The organism is Polynucleobacter sp. JS-JIR-II-b4 (assembly GCF_018687815.1).
GTDB lineage: Bacteria > Pseudomonadota > Gammaproteobacteria > Burkholderiales > Burkholderiaceae > Polynucleobacter.
Genome location: NZ_CP061306.1, coordinates 432,071 through 449,202, shown reverse-complemented (window position 1 = coordinate 449,202; position 17,132 = coordinate 432,071). Strand labels below are relative to the sequence as shown.

The window sequence follows — 17,132 nt, the reverse complement described above, 5'->3', positions numbered from 1 at the left end:
CGCTAATTTAAATAATTAAAGAAATGAATAGAAATAGTGAATCGATTTTGTGAGGCGTATTTCTACCCGTCGTTAATACTTTATAGTGACCGCACCCCAAGCGAACCCGCCGCCAACACCCTCTAGCAAGAGATGTTGTCCACGCTGAATCTGCCCAGAGCGCACGCCAGCATCTAATGCCAACGGAATGGATGCAGCCGAAGTATTGCCATGCTCATGCACAGTAACAATGACTTTATCCATGGACATACCCATCTTCTTAGCCGTGCCTTCCATAATGCGAATATTGGCTTGATGCGGTACTAGCCAGTCGATTTGCTCAGCCTTGAGGTTTGCTTTTTCGAGTGCCTCGTGAGCTACTTGTTCTAAAACCTTCACAGCAAGCTTAAAGACAGCTGGACCATCCATGGTCATAAATGGGGAACCATGCACTTCGCCATTACCAGCACGCCCAGGAACACACAAAATATCGCGTTGACTACCATCAGCATGTAATGCAGTAGAGAGAATGCCCGCCTCTTGAGAAGCCTCCAGCACAACAGCTCCAGCACCATCGCCAAACAAGACACAAGTGCCACGGTCTTGGAAATTCAGAATACGGGAGAATGTTTCTGCACCGATGACCAATACTTTTTTGTATGAACCAGAACGAATAAATGCATCTGCAATGGCAAGTGCATAAGTAAAGCCAGCGCACACTGCTTGCACATCAAAAGCCGCACAAGCAGTGTGCGCGCCTAATTTGTCTTGTACTACGCAAGCAGTACTTGGAAAGCCGCCCAAATGATCTGGGGTAGAAGTGGCCAAAATGATGAGGTCCAAATCTTCAGAGGTAATACCGGCGCTAGTTAAAGCAGCTTGTGCAGCCTTCACTGCTAGATCACTAGTTAATTCGTTCTCAGCAGCAAAGTGGCGCGCAGAAATACCGCTACGCGTTTTAATCCACTCATCACTGGTCTCCAGGCCAGTTTTAGCCAGACGCTCCACTAAGTCTTGATTAGTTAAGCGCAACTCAGGAAGATAACTTCCGGTACCCGCTACTCTTGCAAAAATACTCATACTTTTGTCTCCACCACAAAGGCTGCAGCAATGCGCTCTACCATGCGGTTCTTAGCTGCCTCATAGGCGCGATCCAAGGCAAAGCCAAAAGCAAAGCGATCAGCAGAACCATGACTCTTAATTACACAACCACGTAAACCCAACAATACTGCACCGTTATAACGACGATGATCAACCCGCTTACGAACTCTTAGCAACGGCACCATTGCACAGATCGCCATCAACTTGGTAAGCCATGAGCGATTAAATTCTTGACGAATCAAACCACTCATCATTTTTGCTAAACCTTCACTGGCTTTCAGAACGACGTTGCCAACAAAACCATCGCACACCACGATATCCGTAGTGCCCTTAAAAATATCATTACCTTCTACGTTGCCGTAAAAGTTTAAAGAGGTTTGGCGAAGTAACTCGCTGGTTTGCTTAACAACCTCATTACCTTTAATCACTTCCTCACCAATATTGAGAAGGCCAATTGAAGGGTTTTCCTTGCCATCAACCACTTGCACCATCACGTTTGCCATTTGGGCAAACTGAACTAAGTGCATTGGCTCGCAGTCGGCATTTGCACCGAGGTCTAGCATAGTTGTCCCGCGCCCTAATTCATTGGGTATGGCGGTAGCAATCGCAGGGCGATCAACGCCATCAAGCGTTTTGAGAATATAGCGAGAGATCGCCATGAGTGCGCCAGTATTGCCAGAAGAAACTACAGCATCAGCAGCGCCTTCTTTAACCTGCTCAATAGCAACACGCATAGATGAATCTTTTTTACGACGCAAAGCAATCTCAATGGGATCATCCATCAAGACAACTTCACTAGCGGGAATAATTTGAATTCGCTCCATCGGAGCTTTGGGAGATTTACTCAATGCTTGCTTGATTAAATCAGAATCACCAACAAGGGTGATCTTCACATCAGCATGTTTTTCTAAAAAATCGCAGGCAGCCGGAACCGTCACGACGACTCCATGATCTCCGCCCATGGCATCAATAGCAAGAGTAACGCTCATAAGCTCATTGATTGCTGCAAGTGATTTATCCAAGAAAAAAGCGGCTTTTACTGGAGCCGCTTCTATCTGTTTAGACTAAAAAATTAGTCGTTTTTAGTTTTAACAACTTTACGACCACGATAGTAGCCGTTAGGTGAAATGTGGTGGCGCAAATGAGCCTCACCAGTTGTGGCTTCAACAGCCGTAGCAGGTGCGGTCAAGAAGTCGTGCGCACGGTGCATGCCACGTTTGGAAGGTGATTTTTTGTTTTGTTGAACGGCCATATTGAACTCCTAAGCAAGGCAATATTCTAGCATGGAAATGCACCTAAATGCTTGATTTATTGACAGAAGATACATAAAACAACAACTGAAATCAGACCCCTAATTTCAGTTTTTCTTCATATTTTTCAATACGTTAAAGGGATTTTCCCGCTCATTTGATGGCTCCTCATCACCGCCATCCCCAAAGGTAGATGCATGGGGTTCACAAAACCCATCTGGATGCTTTGGAATCAGGGGTAAAGACAATAGAACCTCATCCTCAATGGTTTCTAAGAGGTTGAAATGCTGATTTACGACCAGGGGCTCTTGCTCCTCATCCTCAACAGGGTATTCATCAGCCTCAAAATCCGTCAAAACCAGAATAAATCGGCGTTTTTCATCCAAATCTACCGCGCAATCTTGTAAACAGCGTTGGCATACCAGGTGCAAACGACCCTTTAGACCCAATTCGAGGATTTGATGAGGCTCACTACCTGGGGAATCCTCAAAATAGGTTCTCACAGACCAATTAAAGCCATCGGCTGGGTTAACGGTTGAAGCCTCCTCGGCCACCCTTGGCATATCTGACATGCTTAAAAAACCAGACCCCGCATAAGATTGGGGGGCACAAAAATCTACCCTCTTTAAGGCGCTAGGCTCGGAAGATAGTTCGACTTGAGGTAAAACTTGATTACGATTCATGGCATCAGTCTAAATGAAGGCGCCTTAGAAAGCACAGCAAAAATGAGTACCTCCACAAATACACCTCAAAATCCAAGACTCATCTTGGCATCCACTTCGGTATACCGCCGTGAACTTTTAGAGCGCCTACGCATCCCCTTTGAAGTCATCTCACCAAAGGTAGATGAAACCCCACTCACCGGCGAGAGCACTCTTGCTTTAGCGCTTCGACTTGCTCAAGCCAAAGCAGCTGCAGTTGCCAAACAACATCCTGATGCTTGGGTCATTGGCTCTGATCAAGTTGCCGATCTTTGTGGTGCAGCGATTGGTAAGCCAGGTAATTTTGAAAGGGCATTAGTGCAACTACAACTGATGCGCGGTCAAATAGTGACTTTTCAAACGGCACTGTGCTTGATGAAGGGTGACACCCAAACCACTTTATGCGTTCCCACTGAAGTCACCTTTCGCAAACTTCCAGACAGCGCATTAGAGGCCTATTTACTTGCCGAAGAGCCTTATGACTGTGCCGGCAGCGCTAAGTCTGAAGGCCTTGGTATTAGCCTACTAGAGTCCATCCAGAGTAATGACCCAACCGCTTTAATTGGCTTACCACTCATTGCATTAGCCGGCTTACTGCGCGATGCTGGGTTTGTAATTCCAGCAAAAACATAAAACGAAAATTAATAACTAGCATCATTAGAAAAAAATAATTCATGAGCAAACTCGGTACTCTTTATTTAGTTCCAAACACTCTCGGTGATGATGGTCGCGCTGAGCAATTGCCTTGGGTTCTTCCATCCGAAACGATTGCGCAAACAGCCAAGCTAAAGCACTGGATTGTGGAAGACGCCAAAACAGCGCGCGCACTATTAAAAGCAATCGATTCTGCTTCTCCATTGGCATGCACTATTCAAGAAATGCAAATGAGTGAATGGCGTGGTGCTGCACGCAATGCAAAGTATGGCGATGCTGTCAAACCGGCTGATTTACTCAAACCTTTGCTTGCTGGAAATGATATGGGCTTGATGTCTGAAGCAGGAGTCCCAGGCGTTGCGGATCCTGGCGCTGAGTTGGTGCTGGCAGCTCACAAACTAGGCGCCCAAGTGAAGCCACTCGTTGGACCGAGCTCGATCTTGTTAGGCCTAATGGCAAGTGGACTCAATGGTCAGCGTTTTGCATTTCAGGGGTACTTGCCTCATGACACCCATGAGCGCACTGCCAAACTTAAGCAACTCGAAATTGAGTCTCGTAAATTACAACAAACTCAAATTTGGATTGAGACGCCCTATCGAAATACTGCCATGCTCATGGCTTGTATCAATTCGTTAGCGCCACAAAGCCTGCTCTGTCTTGGAGTGGATCTTAGTCTGCCATCAGAAATGATTGTCACCCTTTCGATTGCGGATTGGCGCAAACGCTACCCGAATGAAGCTGCTTGTGCCTCACTACAAAATAGGCCAACAGTATTTCTACTATTAGCCTAGCTTTTCAATACTTTATTTTTACTTTAAGTCTGGTGTCTTCACTAAAGCTTTACCAGCAGCTGCACCAGCCTCCGCACCAAAGCGTTTAGCAACACGCTCCGCGAAATTCTCTTTCATGGTGTAGTCCAGAATATCGGGCGCTTTAAAGATATCGCGCGCAACTGTATCGACAGTACCGTAACCATCGGCCAAGCCAATTTTCACAGCTTGCTCGCCATTCCAGATGCGACCAGAAAATAAATCCGGCACGTCTTTTAAGCGATCGCCACGACCCTCTTTCACAACCGCAATAAATTGCTGGTGAATCTCATCAATCATGGTCTTGACCATTTCAACCTGCTTTGGGTTTTCTTTGCTAAACGGATCCATCATGCCTTTATTAGAGCCCGAAGTAATCATGCGACGAGTCACACCCAACTTATCCATTAGGCCTGTAAAACCAAAGCCTTCCATAATCACGCCAATCGAACCCACCAGACTGGCTTTATCAACCAAGATTTGGTCTGCAGCTACTGCAACGTAGTAACCTCCAGACGCGCAAATGTCTTCAACTACGACATAAAACGGCTTCTTGGGATAAAGCTTGCGTAAGCGGTGAATCTCATCATTGATCATGCCGGCTTGAACTGGAGAGCCCCCAGGACTATTGATGCGCAATACAACTCCGGCACTATGTTCATTTTCAAATGCAGATAGTAGGGATGAATTGATATCCATCGCATTAGCCATCGAGCTGGAAGAAATTTCCCCCTCAAGAGTTACTAAGGCGGTGTGTTTTTCAACCCCCATGCCCTTGCCTGGAAGATGAAAGTCAAATATTGAAAGTAGTGCACCAACAATGACTAGCAAAGTAAGTACTCGCAATACCGCCTTCCAACGACGTGCCTTACGGGTCTCTTTTAAATTCTCCAATAAGAGATGTTCGAGAGCTTGACGTTCCCAATTGGGATTTGGGTTGTTTTCCATCTTTTTACTTTCTTAGTGTTGCAGGTTATTTTTAAGCCATTGAGAAAGTTGCGCGACATCATCCACATGCGCCAATGATGGCGAGGCTTTTAAAGTATCGGGCGGGTGGGCACCATAAGTTACCGCTACCGCATCTACTCCAGCATTCGCTGCCATATCTAAGTCATGGGTCGTATCGCCAATCATGAGCATACGACGGGTCGGCACCTGGGTGACATCCGATAGCTCCAACAACATTGCTGGATGAGGCTTAGAAAAAGATTCGTCAGCCGTACGAGTCTCATGAAAGAGATGGCCGATCTGATGATGCCCGAGCGAGCGATCTAATCCGACGCGCGACTTCCCAGTGGCAACAGCCAATAAATATTGTTTAGCATGCAGCTCTTCTAAGAGCTCTCGAATGCCAACAAATAAATCAAGCTCATGATCTTTTGCTAAGTAGTGATAACGAAAACGCTCTGTCAGTTTTGGAAAATGGGCCGGCTCTATCCATGGCACTGCTCTGCGCAATGAATCCTGAATTCCTAAACCAATTACTGAACTGGCTAACGTGTCATCAGGAGCCTTAAATCCTAAATCGCGACAGGCTTGCTGAATACAATGCACGATGGTTGGCGTGGAATCCATGATGGTTCCATCCCAATCCCACACAATCAGGTCATAAGGTCGATTTGATTTATTTACTTGAGACATTCTGATATTTACTGCTCAAAGGTTTTTATCATGGCCGCAAATTCTGCAGGTAATGGCGATTCAATCCGCATCTTTTCGCCAGTACGTGGGTGTGTAAAACCAGCCAAATGAGCGTGTAGATATAAGCGTTTGGATTTAACCACCTTATCCAAATCCTCAAAGCCATATTTATCATCACCCAAAATTGCGTGACCCAGCTTTTGCAAATGAACTCGGATTTGGTGAGTGCGCCCTGTCTTCAGTTGCGCCTCAGCCAGCGTGATTGACGCGCCCTCACGCTTGAGCGCTTTAGTCACCCTTAAAGAAGTGTGACTTGGTATGCCATCTGGATCAACCCGAACGCGGCGCTCGCCGTTAGGCAGCAGGTATTTATGCAATGGATATTTGAGTTGCATGGTTTGAGCGCCTTGCACGATTTCGCCATGTGCAAGTAAGTAATAGCGCTTGTCAGTTTGTCCCTCACGAATTTGACGGTGCAATTCCACTAAAGCGCTCCGTTTTTTAGCCAAGAGTAAAACTCCTGACGTATCACGATCCAAACGATGAACCAATTCCAAAAACTTGAGTTCGGGGCGGGTAATGCGCAGAGTCTCAATTACCCCAAGGGCGATACCTGAGCCACCATGCACTGCTAAACCTGCTGGCTTATTCACTATTAAGAGGGCTTCGTCCTCAAAAAGGATGGGCATTTTGTCTGAATAGCCATGCGCCCGAGATTTAGTTTGAGCACTATTGACCGCAGCCATTTGGGCTGGTTCAGCAATTCGAACTGGGGGGAGGCGGACCACATCACCCTCAATCAGACGGGTGGTTGGCTCAGCCCGCTTTTTATTGACCCGAACCTCGCCAGATCGAATGATTCGATAAACGTGGCTTTTAGGAACCCCTTTGGCCCAGCGTAATAGATAGTTATCCAAGCGCTGACCGGCCTCTTCGGGACCAATGGTCTGAAGATGCACTGCAGCAGGCACTGAAGTAGAGGGCGTTTTTACCATTAAAGGCTTGGAAATGGGTTCGGATTTCATGATTTATCTCTCTTGTGACCCCACCAGGGGATGACAAGGGACTCAACAATACCCCATTGTCACGCAACTTGTGCCGTATAATCAACGCTCTAGCCAATTTATTGGCCCGAGACCAACCTGAAGTCAGGTTTGAATCGTGGAGCTTGGAGTCGCCCTTTAAAAGACTCCCGGGGTTGCCCCTCCCCCGTTGTAATGAGGCGCAGGGTTGGTGTGCCGTATGCCGCGACCCGCGATTAGAAGACAGTTTTCAGGCGCGCGCCTGCATTGATGACCTAAAGGAGGTCTCTGCGGCGATCGTCAAGTGTGGCACCAAATTAACCAACAGTTAAGCTGGTGAACTAGGCAAAAAATGCCTAGATTTGCATGATCCACACTCATATACCGCCTTGGGCTTAGTCCTAAGCGGCATCTAACTTGTCCCCTAACGCAGCGCGCAACGACGCCCTCCCCCATAGGAGAGTGTTATGAAACGCATGTTGTTTAATGCAACTCAACAAGAAGAGTTGCGAGTTGCCATCGTCGATGGTCAAAAACTCATCGATATTGATATCGAAGCTGCCGGTCGTGAACAACGCAAAGGCAATATTTACAAAGGTGTTATTACTCGCATTGAGCCCTCGCTCGAAGCTTGCTTTGTAAATTACGGCGAAGAACGCCATGGCTTCCTGCCATTTAAAGAAGTTGCCCGTACCTACTTTAAAGAAGGTGTTGACGTTCGCAATGCTTCCATCAAGGATGCTTTGCGCGAAGGCCAAGAAATCATTGTTCAGGTAGAAAAAGAAGAGCGCGGCCAAAAAGGCGCTGCCCTCACCTCTTTTGTCTCCTTAGCGGGCCGTTATTTGGTATTAATGCCAAATAACCCACGTGGAGGTGGTGTTTCCCGCCGTATTGAAGGTGAAGACCGTCAAGAACTCCGTGAAGCAATGTCCCAATTACAAGTACCAGATGGCATGAGCATCATTGCTCGTACAGCCGGTATTGGTCGCGACGCTACTGAATTGCAATGGGATTTAAGCTATCTCATGCAGTTGTGGACAGCGATTGATGAAGCTGCCAAAGGCAACTCTGCTCCACTATTGATATACCTCGAATCCAGCTTGGTGATTCGCGCAATTCGCGATTACTTCCAGCCTGATATTGGTGAGATCCTCATCGATACCGATGACATCTACGAACAAGCTGCAGCATTTATGTCTGTAGTGATGCCTGACAATTTGCCACGAGTAAAGCGCTATCAAGATGATGTGCCTTTGTTCTCTCGCTTCCAAATTGAGCATCAAATTGAAACTGCTTACTCACGCACTGTGCCACTGCCATCTGGCGGCGCAATCGTGATCGACCACACTGAAGCCTTGGTTTCAGTGGACGTTAACTCGGCACGCGCAACCCGTGGCTCTGATATTGAAGAGACTGCTACTCGTACCAACTTAGAAGCTGCCGATGAAATCGCTCGTCAAGCACGTTTACGTGACTTGGGTGGCTTGATCGTGATCGACTTCATTGATATGGAATCGAGCAAAGCACAGAAAGATGTTGAGAATCGTTTGCGTGATGCTCTGCGTCATGACCGTGCGCGCGTTCAGATGGGCAAGATCTCCAAGTTTGGCTTGATGGAAATGTCACGTCAGCGTTTGCGCCCTGCATTGTCTGAAGGTAGCCATGTAACCTGCCCACGTTGTAACGGCACTGGTCACATTCGCGATACTGAATCTTCTGCATTGCAAGTTCTGCGCATCATCCAAGAAGAAGCAATGAAGGAAAACACAGCAGCGATTCATACACAGGTACCAGTCGAAGTGGCTGCCTTCCTTTTGAATGAAAAACGTGCTGAAGTCATCAAGATCGAGACTCGCTTCAAAGTGAACGTCTTGATGGTTCCTAACAAGCATTTAGAAACTCCACATTACAAGCTTGAGCGTTTGCGCCATGACGATCCTCGTCTTGACGATCAAAAAGCTAGTTATGTGATGGCGGAAGAGGCTGCTCGCGAACTCGAGACAGACACGACAGTTAGCAAAAAAGATGCCGATGTAAAAGTACGTCCAGAAGCAGCGGTCAAGGGAATCACGCCAACACAACCTGCGCCAGTTAGCCAGCCACGTCCTGCACGTACTGAAAAAGTGGCGACTGAAAGTTCTGGCGGCTTCTTTGGATTTATTAAGAAGCTTTTCGCCTCAGCTCCAGCAGTTGAAGAAAAGCCCGCGCCAAGCAATCCACGTGGCCGTAATCAAGGTCGTAATGGCAACGATCGCAATCGCGGTCGCAACCGCCGTGGTGAGCGTACTGAGCGCCCAGCAGTTGCTGCAGCCGAAGGTGCTCCGGCAGAAGGCGCTAACAACAACCGTAACCGCAACAATCGAAACGGCAACCGCAATCAAGGCAATCAAAATGGTCCAAAGCCAGAACGTCAAGATGGGAACCGCAATCAAGCCAATCCAGCAGCAGTAACTCCTGCAACTGAAGCCGCTCCTGGTAGCGAAACTACTCCAGGCACCGATGGTGAAGAGCGTCGCGGTCGTGGTCGCAATCGTCGCGGTCGTGGTCGCGGTCAACGTGGTGAACGCACAGAAGGCGGCAATGATGTTACCAACACACCTGCAACTGCTGTGTCCGCAAGTCCATTTGCAGGCCCTCCTGTAGGAATGGCTGGCGCATCAGCAAGCATGCCAATTCAGAACATCGCGAACAGCTTTGGCAACGCAAAACCTGCAGTAGAGAAACAAGAAAGGCCAGAGCGCGCACCACGTGCTCCACGTCAATCAAATCGTCCCGCACAAAACTCTGCTCCTGCATCTGCTCCAGCTCCAGTCGCTGTTGCGGCTGCTCCGTTAGAGGTCATCGCTAAACCTGCACCAGAACTTCCTAAAGTTGCCTTCCAGGCGCTTGAAGAAACTTCGTTGCATAGCGTTGTGCAATCAGCCGGCATGATTTGGGTCGCTACCGACTCTTCAAAGCATGCTGACGCTCAAAGCCAGATTCAGGCAGAGCCTGTTGCTCATAACTTGGGCAGAGCACCTAAACCGGCTGCAAGCCTTCCTGATGGCCCAATGGTTTTAGTTGAAACCGGCGGCCAAGAAAAAACGGTTTAACGCTTATTTAAGCTTTTCTCCAGACCGCCATTTATCCCAAAAGGATATTTGGCGGTTTGGCAGAAACCCCGTTTCACAGCCATAATTGAGAGCATGGTTGAAAAAGTAAACCCTAAAGTAATTCCGATACGCATTGATGAAGGCAAAGGCCTGACGCCATCTATTGGCGCCCAACTCATCACGCCGCATAGTCATACCAAAGATACTCGGGGGCGCACCCTAAGAGATCTGCGTATCTCCGTGACCGATCGCTGCAACTTTCGCTGCACCTATTGCATGCCTAAGGAAGTATTCGATCAAAACTATCCCTACCTAGCTCATAAAGAATTACTGAGCTTTGAAGAAATTACTCGCCTCACCTCTATCTTCGCTGCTTTGGGCGTTGAAAAAATTAGACTGACTGGTGGCGAGCCTTTGCTGCGCAAGAACTTAGAGGTACTTATTGAGATGTTGGCCAAAGTGCGCACTCCAGAAGATAAAGCACTCGACCTCACCCTCACTACTAACGGCAGCATCTTGCGCAAGAAAGCTGCTGCACTAAAAACTGCCGGCCTGCAAAGATTGACAGTCAGTCTCGATGGTCTAGATGACGCCATCTTCAAAAAAATGAATGATGTTGACTTCCCAGTTGCCGATGTGCTCGATGGCATTGCCGCAGCCCAAGAAGCGGGCTTCCAAAATATCAAAGTCAATATGGTGGTGAAAAAAGGTACCAACGATCATGAGATTGTTGCGATGGCTAAGCACTTTAAAGGCAGTGGCGTCATTCTGCGTTTTATTGAATTTATGGATGTGGGCAGCTCTAATGGCTGGAATATGGAACAGGTACTTCCGTCTAAAGAAGTGATTGCCAGAATTCATGAAGCTTTTCCTTTAGAGCCAGTAGAGGCTAACTACACCGGTGAAGTCGCACAGCGCTGGCGTTATGTCGATGGCTCAGGTGAGATTGGCGTGATCTCCAGCGTTACCCAAACTTTCTGTCATGAATGCTCTAGAGCTCGTATCTCGACTGATGGACAAATGTATCTCTGCCTCTTTGCCAATGAAGGTTTTGATTTCAAAACCTTATTACGCTCTGGCATGAGTGATTTAGAAATTGCCAACGCGGTAATGAATACCTGGTCCACTCGCGACGATCACTATTCCGAAATTCGGGGTTCACATACCGCGAATCTGTTATCCGGCAACCGCAAGGTTGAAATGTCTTATATTGGTGGTTAATGATTTCCACTAAAGACATCACTGCACTCATACTTGCTGGCGGACGTGCGCAACGTATGGGTGGCATTGATAAGGGACTGATTCCTTTTCACGGCAAACCACTCATTGAGTCAGCTATTGCAAAGCTTAAGCCACAGGTGCAAACCATTGTGATTAATGCCAATCGCAACATCACAAAGTATGCGAGCTATGGATACCCAGTGATCATGGATGAGACGCCAGATTTTTCAGGGCCGCTAGCAGGCTTCTCCGCAGGCCTGAAGGCCTGCAAGACATCTTACCTCCTTACCTCGCCTTGCGACTCACCTTTGCTACCCAATCATCTCGCAGAGTCATTAATTGCCGAGATGGAGCGGGGTGATTTTCAGTTGGTGTACGCCTCCACCAAAGAGATCAATGGCAAGGTATGGGCGCAGCCTGTTTTTTGCCTCATGCAGAGTAACTTACAGGATGCATTGAATCAATTTCTCCAAAAAGAAGATCTCAAAATTGATCGCTGGTTTAAAGAGTTACGGAGCAGCACCGTTATATTTGATGACTCTCAAGCTTTTGCCAATGTAAATACACCTGAAGAGCTAAAGTCCTTAGAAGAAGTATCGGCATGAGTCGCTCCCCAAACCAACCAATTCTTTTGACCTCGTCGCTGCATGTTGATGATGCGCGTAAGGCAATTGCTGCATTAGTAGAGGATCTCATTCAAGAAGCTGCAGCAATGAATGATTCCGCAGATATTGAAACCGCTCCATTGGATCAGGCGATTAATCGGATATTGGCGGCTGACTTACTTTCACCCATCGATGTTCCGGCTGCCGACAATTCTGCGATGGATGGTTATGCATTTGATGGCAAATGCCTCGATACAAGCAATCCATCTATTTCATTAAGAGTGGTTGGCACAGCGCTTGCAGGCAAGCCTTATGACGGCAGTATTGGAGCTGGAGAATGCCTGAAGATCATGACCGGCGCTCTGATGCCTACTGGTTGCGATACCGTCATTCCACAAGAATTCACAGCCACAAAAGATGAGCTTACGATTGAGTTTAGGCAAGATCAATTAAAGCCTGGCGAGAATCGTCGTCTGCGTGGCGAAGATCTTCAAAAAGGTAAGCCTGCAATCGCCGCTGGACGCTTACTGCGCCCTTCTGATCTGGGCTTAGCCGCGTCACTGGGTATTACCCCCTTACCCGTAAGGCGCAAACTTAAGGTGGCTATTCTGTCTTCAGGTGATGAGTTGCGTGCGCTTGGTCAAGCATTGGATGCAGGCAGCATATATGACAGCAACCGCTACAGCCTTACTGGTTTACTCAATCGCCTGAATTTAGAAATCATTGACTGCGGCATTGTGCGCGATGACCCCGCCTCTTTGAAGCAAGCCTTTATCGAGGCAGCTAGCAAAGCAGATGTATTGATTTCTTCTGGGGGCGTTTCGGTTGGTGAAGCAGATTTCACGAAACAGATCATGCAAGAGTTGGGCGATGTCGGCTTTTGGAAAATCGCCATGCGCCCAGGACGTCCCATGGCCTTTGGAGTTCTTAAGCCAGTAGCTGGAAATTCCCCTGCTCGTAAAACCCTTTTCTTTGGTCTGCCCGGGAATCCCGTAGCAGTGATGGTGACCTTCTATCAATTTGTCCGTGCAGCACTTCTGCAGCTCAATGGCGCCAATCAAACTGAACCGCCTCTTACCCAAGCTATTGCCGAAGCTCCTATTCGGAAAAAGCCAGGTCGAACAGAATTTCAACGCGCTATTCTGGGGCGTGGGGCTGATGGCAAGCCAACAGTACGACTAACTGGCAGCCAAGGTGCCGGAATTTTGCGCTCGATGAGTGAGGCTAATTGCTTTGTGATCCTAGGTCATGAACAAGGAAATGTTGCCGCTGGAGACTGGGTAGATATAGCGCTTTTTGATGGACTGCTTTAAGATTGCGTCATCATGAAACTTAGCAAAAAAGAACTCGTCTTTCTAGACCCTATGCATACTGCCAAAACCTTGGTTTTGGTTTACCTCTGCTTCTCTGTACCAATCGTGTTGCTGGCCCTCTTTGTAGCCTTCATACGTGACGGCGCAATCCCTGGATTTACTGTGCTGTCAGCACTCATTCTTAACGCCCTACTCGGATTTGGGTTGTTGTGGATTGCCTGCAAAGTCTATAACTGGGTTGCTGGAAAATTTGGCGGTATTGAATTAGCGTTACGCGAATTGCCAGAAGAAATTGACGCTGAATAAGCGCCTCAAGATTCGAAGCTAACCTTCAAGCAATAAAGCCGAGTATGACTCGGCTTTATTTTTTACTTAACTGCATAGACTTCTGCATTAATGAGGCTAGGTGGTTTTTTTCCATCAAGCGCTGTACGTAAATTATCCACTGCTAAATCCACCATTGCTCTACGTGTTTTTTCTGTGGCGCTAGCAATGTGTGGAGCAAGCACAACGTTGCTCAATTTCAATAGTTCGGGATGTACTTTAGGCTCTCCTTCGAACACGTCTAAGCCAGCAGCAAAGATTCGCTTCTCCTTGAGAGCTTGAGCCAGCGCCGCATCATCCACAATGCCACCACGGGCAATGTTTATCAGGGTTGCAGTCGGCTTCATGAGTGCAATTTCTTTAGCGCCAATTGTATGATGACTCTGGGCACTATAAGGCAACACTAGAACTACGTGATCAGCGGTGCGAAGTAATTCTTCTTTAGAAACATATTTAGCGCCACAGGCCTTTTCATCAGCCTCAGATAAATGGCTGCGATTGTGATAAATCACATTCATTCCGAAACCTAAAGCACGCTTAGCAATTCCTTGGCCAATACGCCCCATACCAATAATGCCCACTGTGCTGTGATGCAAATCCATACCAAGTGGATTATTCACAATCGACCACTTATCCCACTGACCTGCACGCACCCAATGCTCGGATTCAGTAATACGTCTTGCTGTTGCCATGAGTAACGCAAAACCAAAATCAGCGGTAGTGTCTGTTAATACATCCGGAGTATTCGTAGCCATCACACCTGCAGCAGTAATTGCCGGCACATCAAAATTGTTATAGCCCACAGAAATATTGGCCACAATTTTTAGATCTTTGGCATGCATTAAGGCGTTTGCATCAATTCTTTCGCTACCAGCAACTAAAGCCCCTACAACCCCAGAGAGTTCTTTTTGCAACTCTTCGGGACTAAAAATCCTATCCTCTTGATTGGACCGAACCTGATAAGATTCCTCTAATTTAGCCAAAGCCTCTGGGAAAATGGCTCTTGCAACCAGGATTCTGGGTTTTTGCTTGCTAGCGTGCTTATTTGACTGGGTATTCATAGTGGGAACTTTACCTCAACTAAATAGACCCTTTCGCCTGAAAAATAGGCTATTTCAGCTAAAATTGAGTTTTTATAACTTAGCACCCAGCTTTTTGGGGCTCTTGAAACAAAACCGCCATGACTTACGTTGTTACCGAAGCTTGTATCCGTTGCAAATACACCGACTGCGTTGATGTTTGTCCAGTTGACTGCTTTCGCGAAGGCCCCAATTTTTTAGTCATTGATCCAGACGAATGTATTGACTGCGCGGTTTGTGTACCCGAGTGCCCAGTAAATGCAATTTATGCTGAAGACGACGTACCTGGTGATCAACAGACATTTATCAAATTGAACGCAGATCTCTCTCCTTCTTGGACATCGATTACCAAGTCCAAAGCTGCTCTTCCAGATGCTGAAGAATGGAAAGACGTTAAAAACAAACTTGATCAGCTAGTAAAGTAATTTTCTAACCAAAGAAATTTGTGTCGAATACACCCATAGAAACTGATGCCGTCATCATTGGCGCCGGTCCCGTGGGTCTCTTTCAGGTTTTTGAATTAGGTCTCCTGGAAATTAAAACGCATGTCATTGATTCACTCCCAGAGATTGGTGGTCAATGCATTGAACTTTATCCAGATAAACCCATCTACGATATTCCTGCTATTCCAGTGTGCACTGGACGCGAACTCACCAATAATTTACTCAAACAGATTGAACCCTTCAACGCTCAATTTCATCTGGGTCAAGAAGTTAGCAAGCTTGAACGTCAGGCTGATGGACGCTTTCTTGTTTGCACCTCACTAGACAATCACTTCCTCAGTAAAACTGTCTTTATTGCTGGTGGCGTAGGGGCCTTCCAGCCCCGTACCATCAACCTTGAAGGCATTGATGCCTTTGTGGGAAAGCAGGTTTTCTACCACGCTAAAAATCCTGAGCAATTTACAGACAAAAGAATTGTGATTTGTGGTGGTGGCGATGCAGCACTAGATTGGGCGATTCATTTTTCTGAGATTGCCTCTAGCGTCACATTGATTCATCGTCGCGATGACTTCAAGGCTGCGCCAAAATCGATTGCGAGAATGCGTGAACTTTGCGCTAGCAACCAGATGCAACTGTTGATTGGTCAGGTGAGCGCTTTTGAAGCGAAAGATAGCCTGCTTTCTGAGATCACCTTCACCAATATTGATGGCGAAGCAAAACAGATCCCACTCGATGATCTTTTGGTGTTTTACGGACTCTCCCCTAAGCTGGGTCCGATTGCAGAGTGGGGCCTGAATATCGATCGCAAACAAATCTGTGTTGATACAGAAAAATTTCAAACCAGCATCCCTGGAATTTATGCCGTTGGTGATATCAATGTTTACCCAGGCAAGAAGAAGCTAATTCTGTCAGGCTTTCATGAGGCCGCCCTGGCTGCCTTTGCAGCAGCTTCGTACCTGAACCCAGAAAAGCAGATTCAACTGCAATATACGACTACTTCCCCCAAGCTTCACAAGGCTCTCGGGGTGAAGTCGCCCACATTCGAGTAAGCTATCCTTAATTCGTTAATACATAACCACTTTTAGCCAATCCATATGCATCAATATCACGATCTCATGAAAGAAGTCCTCGCCAAGGGGGTTCAAAAGTCCGACAGAACTGGAACTGGCACGGTCTCCGTATTTGGACACCAGATGCGCTTTAACTTGGCCGATGGTTTCCCCATGGTAACCACCAAGAAGCTTCACCTGAAGTCCATCATCTATGAATTACTCTGGTTCCTCAAAGGCAGCACGAACAATAACTGGCTGAAAGAGCGCGGCGTATCTATCTGGAACGAATGGGCAGCACCCGATGGTGATTTAGGTCCTATCTACGGTTATCAGTGGCGCTCATGGCCAGCGCCGAATGGTCAGCACATCGATCAAATCTCTGAGGTGGTTGAGACGATCAAAAAGAATCCAGACTCACGTCGCATTATTGTTTCTGCGTGGAACGTAGCAGATATTCCCCGCATGGCTTTAGCACCTTGCCATGCTTTCTTTCAGTTCTATGTTGCCGATGGCAAATTGTCCTGCCAACTCTATCAACGCAGCGCTGATATTTTTTTAGGCGTGCCATTTAATATTGCTAGCTACGCTTTACTGACGCACATGATGGCGCAACAATGTAATCTGGAGGTGGGAGACTTCATTTGGACTGGTGGTGACTGTCACTTGTATAGCAATCATCTTGAACAAGTAGAACTTCAGCTATCGAGAGATTTTTTCTCTTTGCCTAAGCTTAATATTTTGCGTAAGCCTGATTCAATCTTTGATTACGAGTTTGAAGACTTCGAAATCGACGGCTATGAATCTCATCCTCACATTAAAGCTCCTGTAGCCATTTAAGAATCGTAA

At 47.1% G+C, this 17,132-nt stretch carries 18 protein-coding genes; 10 read left to right on the top strand and 8 right to left on the bottom strand.

The annotated features are described in order from the left end of the window. Positions 1 to 72: 72 nt before the first annotated feature. From ICV90_RS02310 to ICV90_RS02295, 4 genes are all read right to left on the bottom strand, one after another. Positions 73 to 1,059, bottom strand: coding sequence for a beta-ketoacyl-ACP synthase III (locus ICV90_RS02310; RefSeq protein ID WP_215359373.1), 987 nt, complete (start codon positions 1,057 to 1,059; stop codon positions 73 to 75). After that, positions 1,056 to 2,069 (bottom strand): phosphate acyltransferase PlsX, encoded by a 1,014-nt coding sequence (plsX, locus tag ICV90_RS02305; protein WP_215359371.1) that lies wholly within the window; start codon positions 2,067 to 2,069, stop codon positions 1,056 to 1,058. The genes ICV90_RS02310 and plsX overlap by 4 nt, the downstream gene beginning before the upstream one ends. 83 nt (positions 2,070 to 2,152) lie before the next feature. Beyond that, the gene (rpmF, locus tag ICV90_RS02300) at positions 2,153 to 2,332 is read right to left on the bottom strand and encodes a 50S ribosomal protein L32 (protein ID WP_011902241.1); all 180 of its coding nucleotides are present in this window, start codon (positions 2,330 to 2,332) and stop codon (positions 2,153 to 2,155) included. Positions 2,333 to 2,437: 105 nt separating this feature from the next. Further along, positions 2,438 to 3,013, bottom strand: a complete 576-nt coding sequence (locus ICV90_RS02295; RefSeq protein WP_215359369.1) for a DUF177 domain-containing protein — start codon at positions 3,011 to 3,013, stop codon at positions 2,438 to 2,440. A 42-nt stretch (positions 3,014 to 3,055) separates the two neighbouring features. Between ICV90_RS02295 and ICV90_RS02290 the strand changes: the two genes are divergently transcribed. Beyond that, positions 3,056 to 3,664 carry a Maf family nucleotide pyrophosphatase gene (locus ICV90_RS02290; RefSeq protein WP_215359368.1) on the top strand — a complete coding sequence of 203 codons (609 nt, stop codon included), beginning with the start codon at positions 3,056 to 3,058 and terminating at the stop codon, positions 3,662 to 3,664. 41 nt (positions 3,665 to 3,705) lie between these two features. After that, positions 3,706 to 4,476 (top strand): SAM-dependent methyltransferase, encoded by a 771-nt coding sequence (locus tag ICV90_RS02285; protein ID WP_215359366.1) that lies wholly within the window; start codon positions 3,706 to 3,708, stop codon positions 4,474 to 4,476. An 18-nt stretch (positions 4,477 to 4,494) separates the two neighbouring features. Here ICV90_RS02285 and sppA read toward each other — a convergent pair whose 3' ends face one another. From sppA to ICV90_RS02270, 3 genes are read right to left on the bottom strand one after another with little or no spacing between them, the layout of a single operon-like run. Then, positions 4,495 to 5,442 carry a signal peptide peptidase SppA gene (gene sppA / locus ICV90_RS02280; RefSeq protein ID WP_215359364.1) on the bottom strand — a complete coding sequence of 316 codons (948 nt, stop codon included), beginning with the start codon at positions 5,440 to 5,442 and terminating at the stop codon, positions 4,495 to 4,497. Positions 5,443 to 5,454: 12 nt separating this feature from the next. Then, positions 5,455 to 6,135 carry an HAD-IA family hydrolase gene (locus ICV90_RS02275; RefSeq protein ID WP_215359363.1) on the bottom strand — a complete coding sequence of 227 codons (681 nt, stop codon included), beginning with the start codon at positions 6,133 to 6,135 and terminating at the stop codon, positions 5,455 to 5,457. A gap of 8 nt (positions 6,136 to 6,143) precedes the next feature. Further along, positions 6,144 to 7,160 carry an RluA family pseudouridine synthase gene (locus tag ICV90_RS02270; protein WP_215359361.1) on the bottom strand — a complete coding sequence of 339 codons (1,017 nt, stop codon included), beginning with the start codon at positions 7,158 to 7,160 and terminating at the stop codon, positions 6,144 to 6,146. 464 nt (positions 7,161 to 7,624) lie between these two features. Here ICV90_RS02270 and ICV90_RS02265 point away from each other — a divergent pair, with 464 nt between their 5' ends. The 5 genes from ICV90_RS02265 (at position 7,625) to ICV90_RS02245 (ending at position 13,694) form a co-directional block, all read left to right on the top strand. Next, positions 7,625 to 10,249 (top strand): Rne/Rng family ribonuclease, encoded by a 2,625-nt coding sequence (locus tag ICV90_RS02265; RefSeq protein ID WP_215359359.1) that lies wholly within the window; start codon positions 7,625 to 7,627, stop codon positions 10,247 to 10,249. Positions 10,250 to 10,342: 93 nt separating this feature from the next. Next, the gene (gene moaA, locus ICV90_RS02260; RefSeq protein WP_215359357.1) at positions 10,343 to 11,470 is read left to right on the top strand and encodes a GTP 3',8-cyclase MoaA; all 1,128 of its coding nucleotides are present in this window, start codon (positions 10,343 to 10,345) and stop codon (positions 11,468 to 11,470) included. After that, on the top strand, positions 11,470 to 12,075 hold the full coding sequence (gene mobA / locus ICV90_RS02255; protein WP_215359355.1) for a molybdenum cofactor guanylyltransferase MobA: 606 nt from the start codon (positions 11,470 to 11,472) through the stop codon (positions 12,073 to 12,075). The genes moaA and mobA overlap by 1 nt, the downstream gene beginning before the upstream one ends. Continuing rightward, positions 12,072 to 13,388 carry a gephyrin-like molybdotransferase Glp gene (gene glp, locus ICV90_RS02250; RefSeq protein WP_215359353.1) on the top strand — a complete coding sequence of 439 codons (1,317 nt, stop codon included), beginning with the start codon at positions 12,072 to 12,074 and terminating at the stop codon, positions 13,386 to 13,388. The genes mobA and glp overlap by 4 nt, the downstream gene beginning before the upstream one ends. A 12-nt stretch (positions 13,389 to 13,400) precedes the next feature. Beyond that, on the top strand, positions 13,401 to 13,694 hold the full coding sequence (locus tag ICV90_RS02245; RefSeq protein ID WP_072583151.1) for a hypothetical protein: 294 nt from the start codon (positions 13,401 to 13,403) through the stop codon (positions 13,692 to 13,694). Positions 13,695 to 13,756: 62 nt separating this feature from the next. Here the strand turns inward: ICV90_RS02245 and ICV90_RS02240 are convergent, their stop codons facing one another. Continuing rightward, a complete protein-coding gene (locus tag ICV90_RS02240) occupies positions 13,757 to 14,773 on the bottom strand; it encodes a D-glycerate dehydrogenase (protein WP_215359351.1) in 1,017 nt (338 codons plus the stop codon). 119 nt (positions 14,774 to 14,892) lie between these two features. Here ICV90_RS02240 and fdxA point away from each other — a divergent pair, with 119 nt between their 5' ends. Genes fdxA through ICV90_RS02225 form a run of 3 tightly spaced genes read left to right on the top strand, consistent with a single transcriptional unit; the run spans position 14,893 to position 17,123 of the window. Next, positions 14,893 to 15,216 (top strand): ferredoxin FdxA, encoded by a 324-nt coding sequence (fdxA, locus tag ICV90_RS02235; protein ID WP_215359349.1) that lies wholly within the window; start codon positions 14,893 to 14,895, stop codon positions 15,214 to 15,216. Positions 15,217 to 15,236: 20 nt separating this feature from the next. Next, entirely contained in the window at positions 15,237 to 16,283 is a 1,047-nt protein-coding gene (locus ICV90_RS02230; protein WP_215359347.1) for an NAD(P)/FAD-dependent oxidoreductase, read from the top strand. A gap of 45 nt (positions 16,284 to 16,328) precedes the next feature. Then, positions 16,329 to 17,123, top strand: coding sequence for a thymidylate synthase (locus ICV90_RS02225; RefSeq protein WP_215359345.1), 795 nt, complete (start codon positions 16,329 to 16,331; stop codon positions 17,121 to 17,123). The last annotated feature ends 9 nt before the right edge of the window (positions 17,124 to 17,132 follow it).

Excerpts from the sequence above, each read along its gene's own strand:
- ICV90_RS02310 (WP_215359373.1), bottom strand. The coding sequence starts at position 1,059 with ATGAGTATTTTTGCAAGAGTAGCGGGTACCGGAAGTTATCTTCCTGAG.
- plsX (WP_215359371.1), bottom strand. The coding sequence starts at position 2,069 with ATGAGCGTTACTCTTGCTATTGATGCCATGGGCGGAGATCATGGAGTC.
- rpmF (WP_011902241.1), bottom strand. The coding sequence starts at position 2,332 with ATGGCCGTTCAACAAAACAAAAAATCACCTTCCAAACGTGGCATGCAC.
- ICV90_RS02295 (WP_215359369.1), bottom strand. The coding sequence starts at position 3,013 with ATGAATCGTAATCAAGTTTTACCTCAAGTCGAACTATCTTCCGAGCCT.
- ICV90_RS02290 (WP_215359368.1), top strand. The coding sequence starts at position 3,056 with ATGAGTACCTCCACAAATACACCTCAAAATCCAAGACTCATCTTGGCA.
- ICV90_RS02285 (WP_215359366.1), top strand. The coding sequence starts at position 3,706 with ATGAGCAAACTCGGTACTCTTTATTTAGTTCCAAACACTCTCGGTGAT.
- sppA (WP_215359364.1), bottom strand. The coding sequence starts at position 5,442 with ATGGAAAACAACCCAAATCCCAATTGGGAACGTCAAGCTCTCGAACAT.
- ICV90_RS02275 (WP_215359363.1), bottom strand. The coding sequence starts at position 6,135 with ATGTCTCAAGTAAATAAATCAAATCGACCTTATGACCTGATTGTGTGG.
- ICV90_RS02270 (WP_215359361.1), bottom strand. The coding sequence starts at position 7,160 with ATGAAATCCGAACCCATTTCCAAGCCTTTAATGGTAAAAACGCCCTCT.
- ICV90_RS02265 (WP_215359359.1), top strand. The coding sequence starts at position 7,625 with ATGAAACGCATGTTGTTTAATGCAACTCAACAAGAAGAGTTGCGAGTT.
- moaA (WP_215359357.1), top strand. The coding sequence starts at position 10,343 with ATGGTTGAAAAAGTAAACCCTAAAGTAATTCCGATACGCATTGATGAA.
- mobA (WP_215359355.1), top strand. The coding sequence starts at position 11,470 with ATGATTTCCACTAAAGACATCACTGCACTCATACTTGCTGGCGGACGT.
- glp (WP_215359353.1), top strand. The coding sequence starts at position 12,072 with ATGAGTCGCTCCCCAAACCAACCAATTCTTTTGACCTCGTCGCTGCAT.
- ICV90_RS02245 (WP_072583151.1), top strand. The coding sequence starts at position 13,401 with ATGAAACTTAGCAAAAAAGAACTCGTCTTTCTAGACCCTATGCATACT.
- ICV90_RS02240 (WP_215359351.1), bottom strand. The coding sequence starts at position 14,773 with ATGAATACCCAGTCAAATAAGCACGCTAGCAAGCAAAAACCCAGAATC.
- fdxA (WP_215359349.1), top strand. The coding sequence starts at position 14,893 with ATGACTTACGTTGTTACCGAAGCTTGTATCCGTTGCAAATACACCGAC.
- ICV90_RS02225 (WP_215359345.1), top strand. The coding sequence starts at position 16,329 with ATGCATCAATATCACGATCTCATGAAAGAAGTCCTCGCCAAGGGGGTT.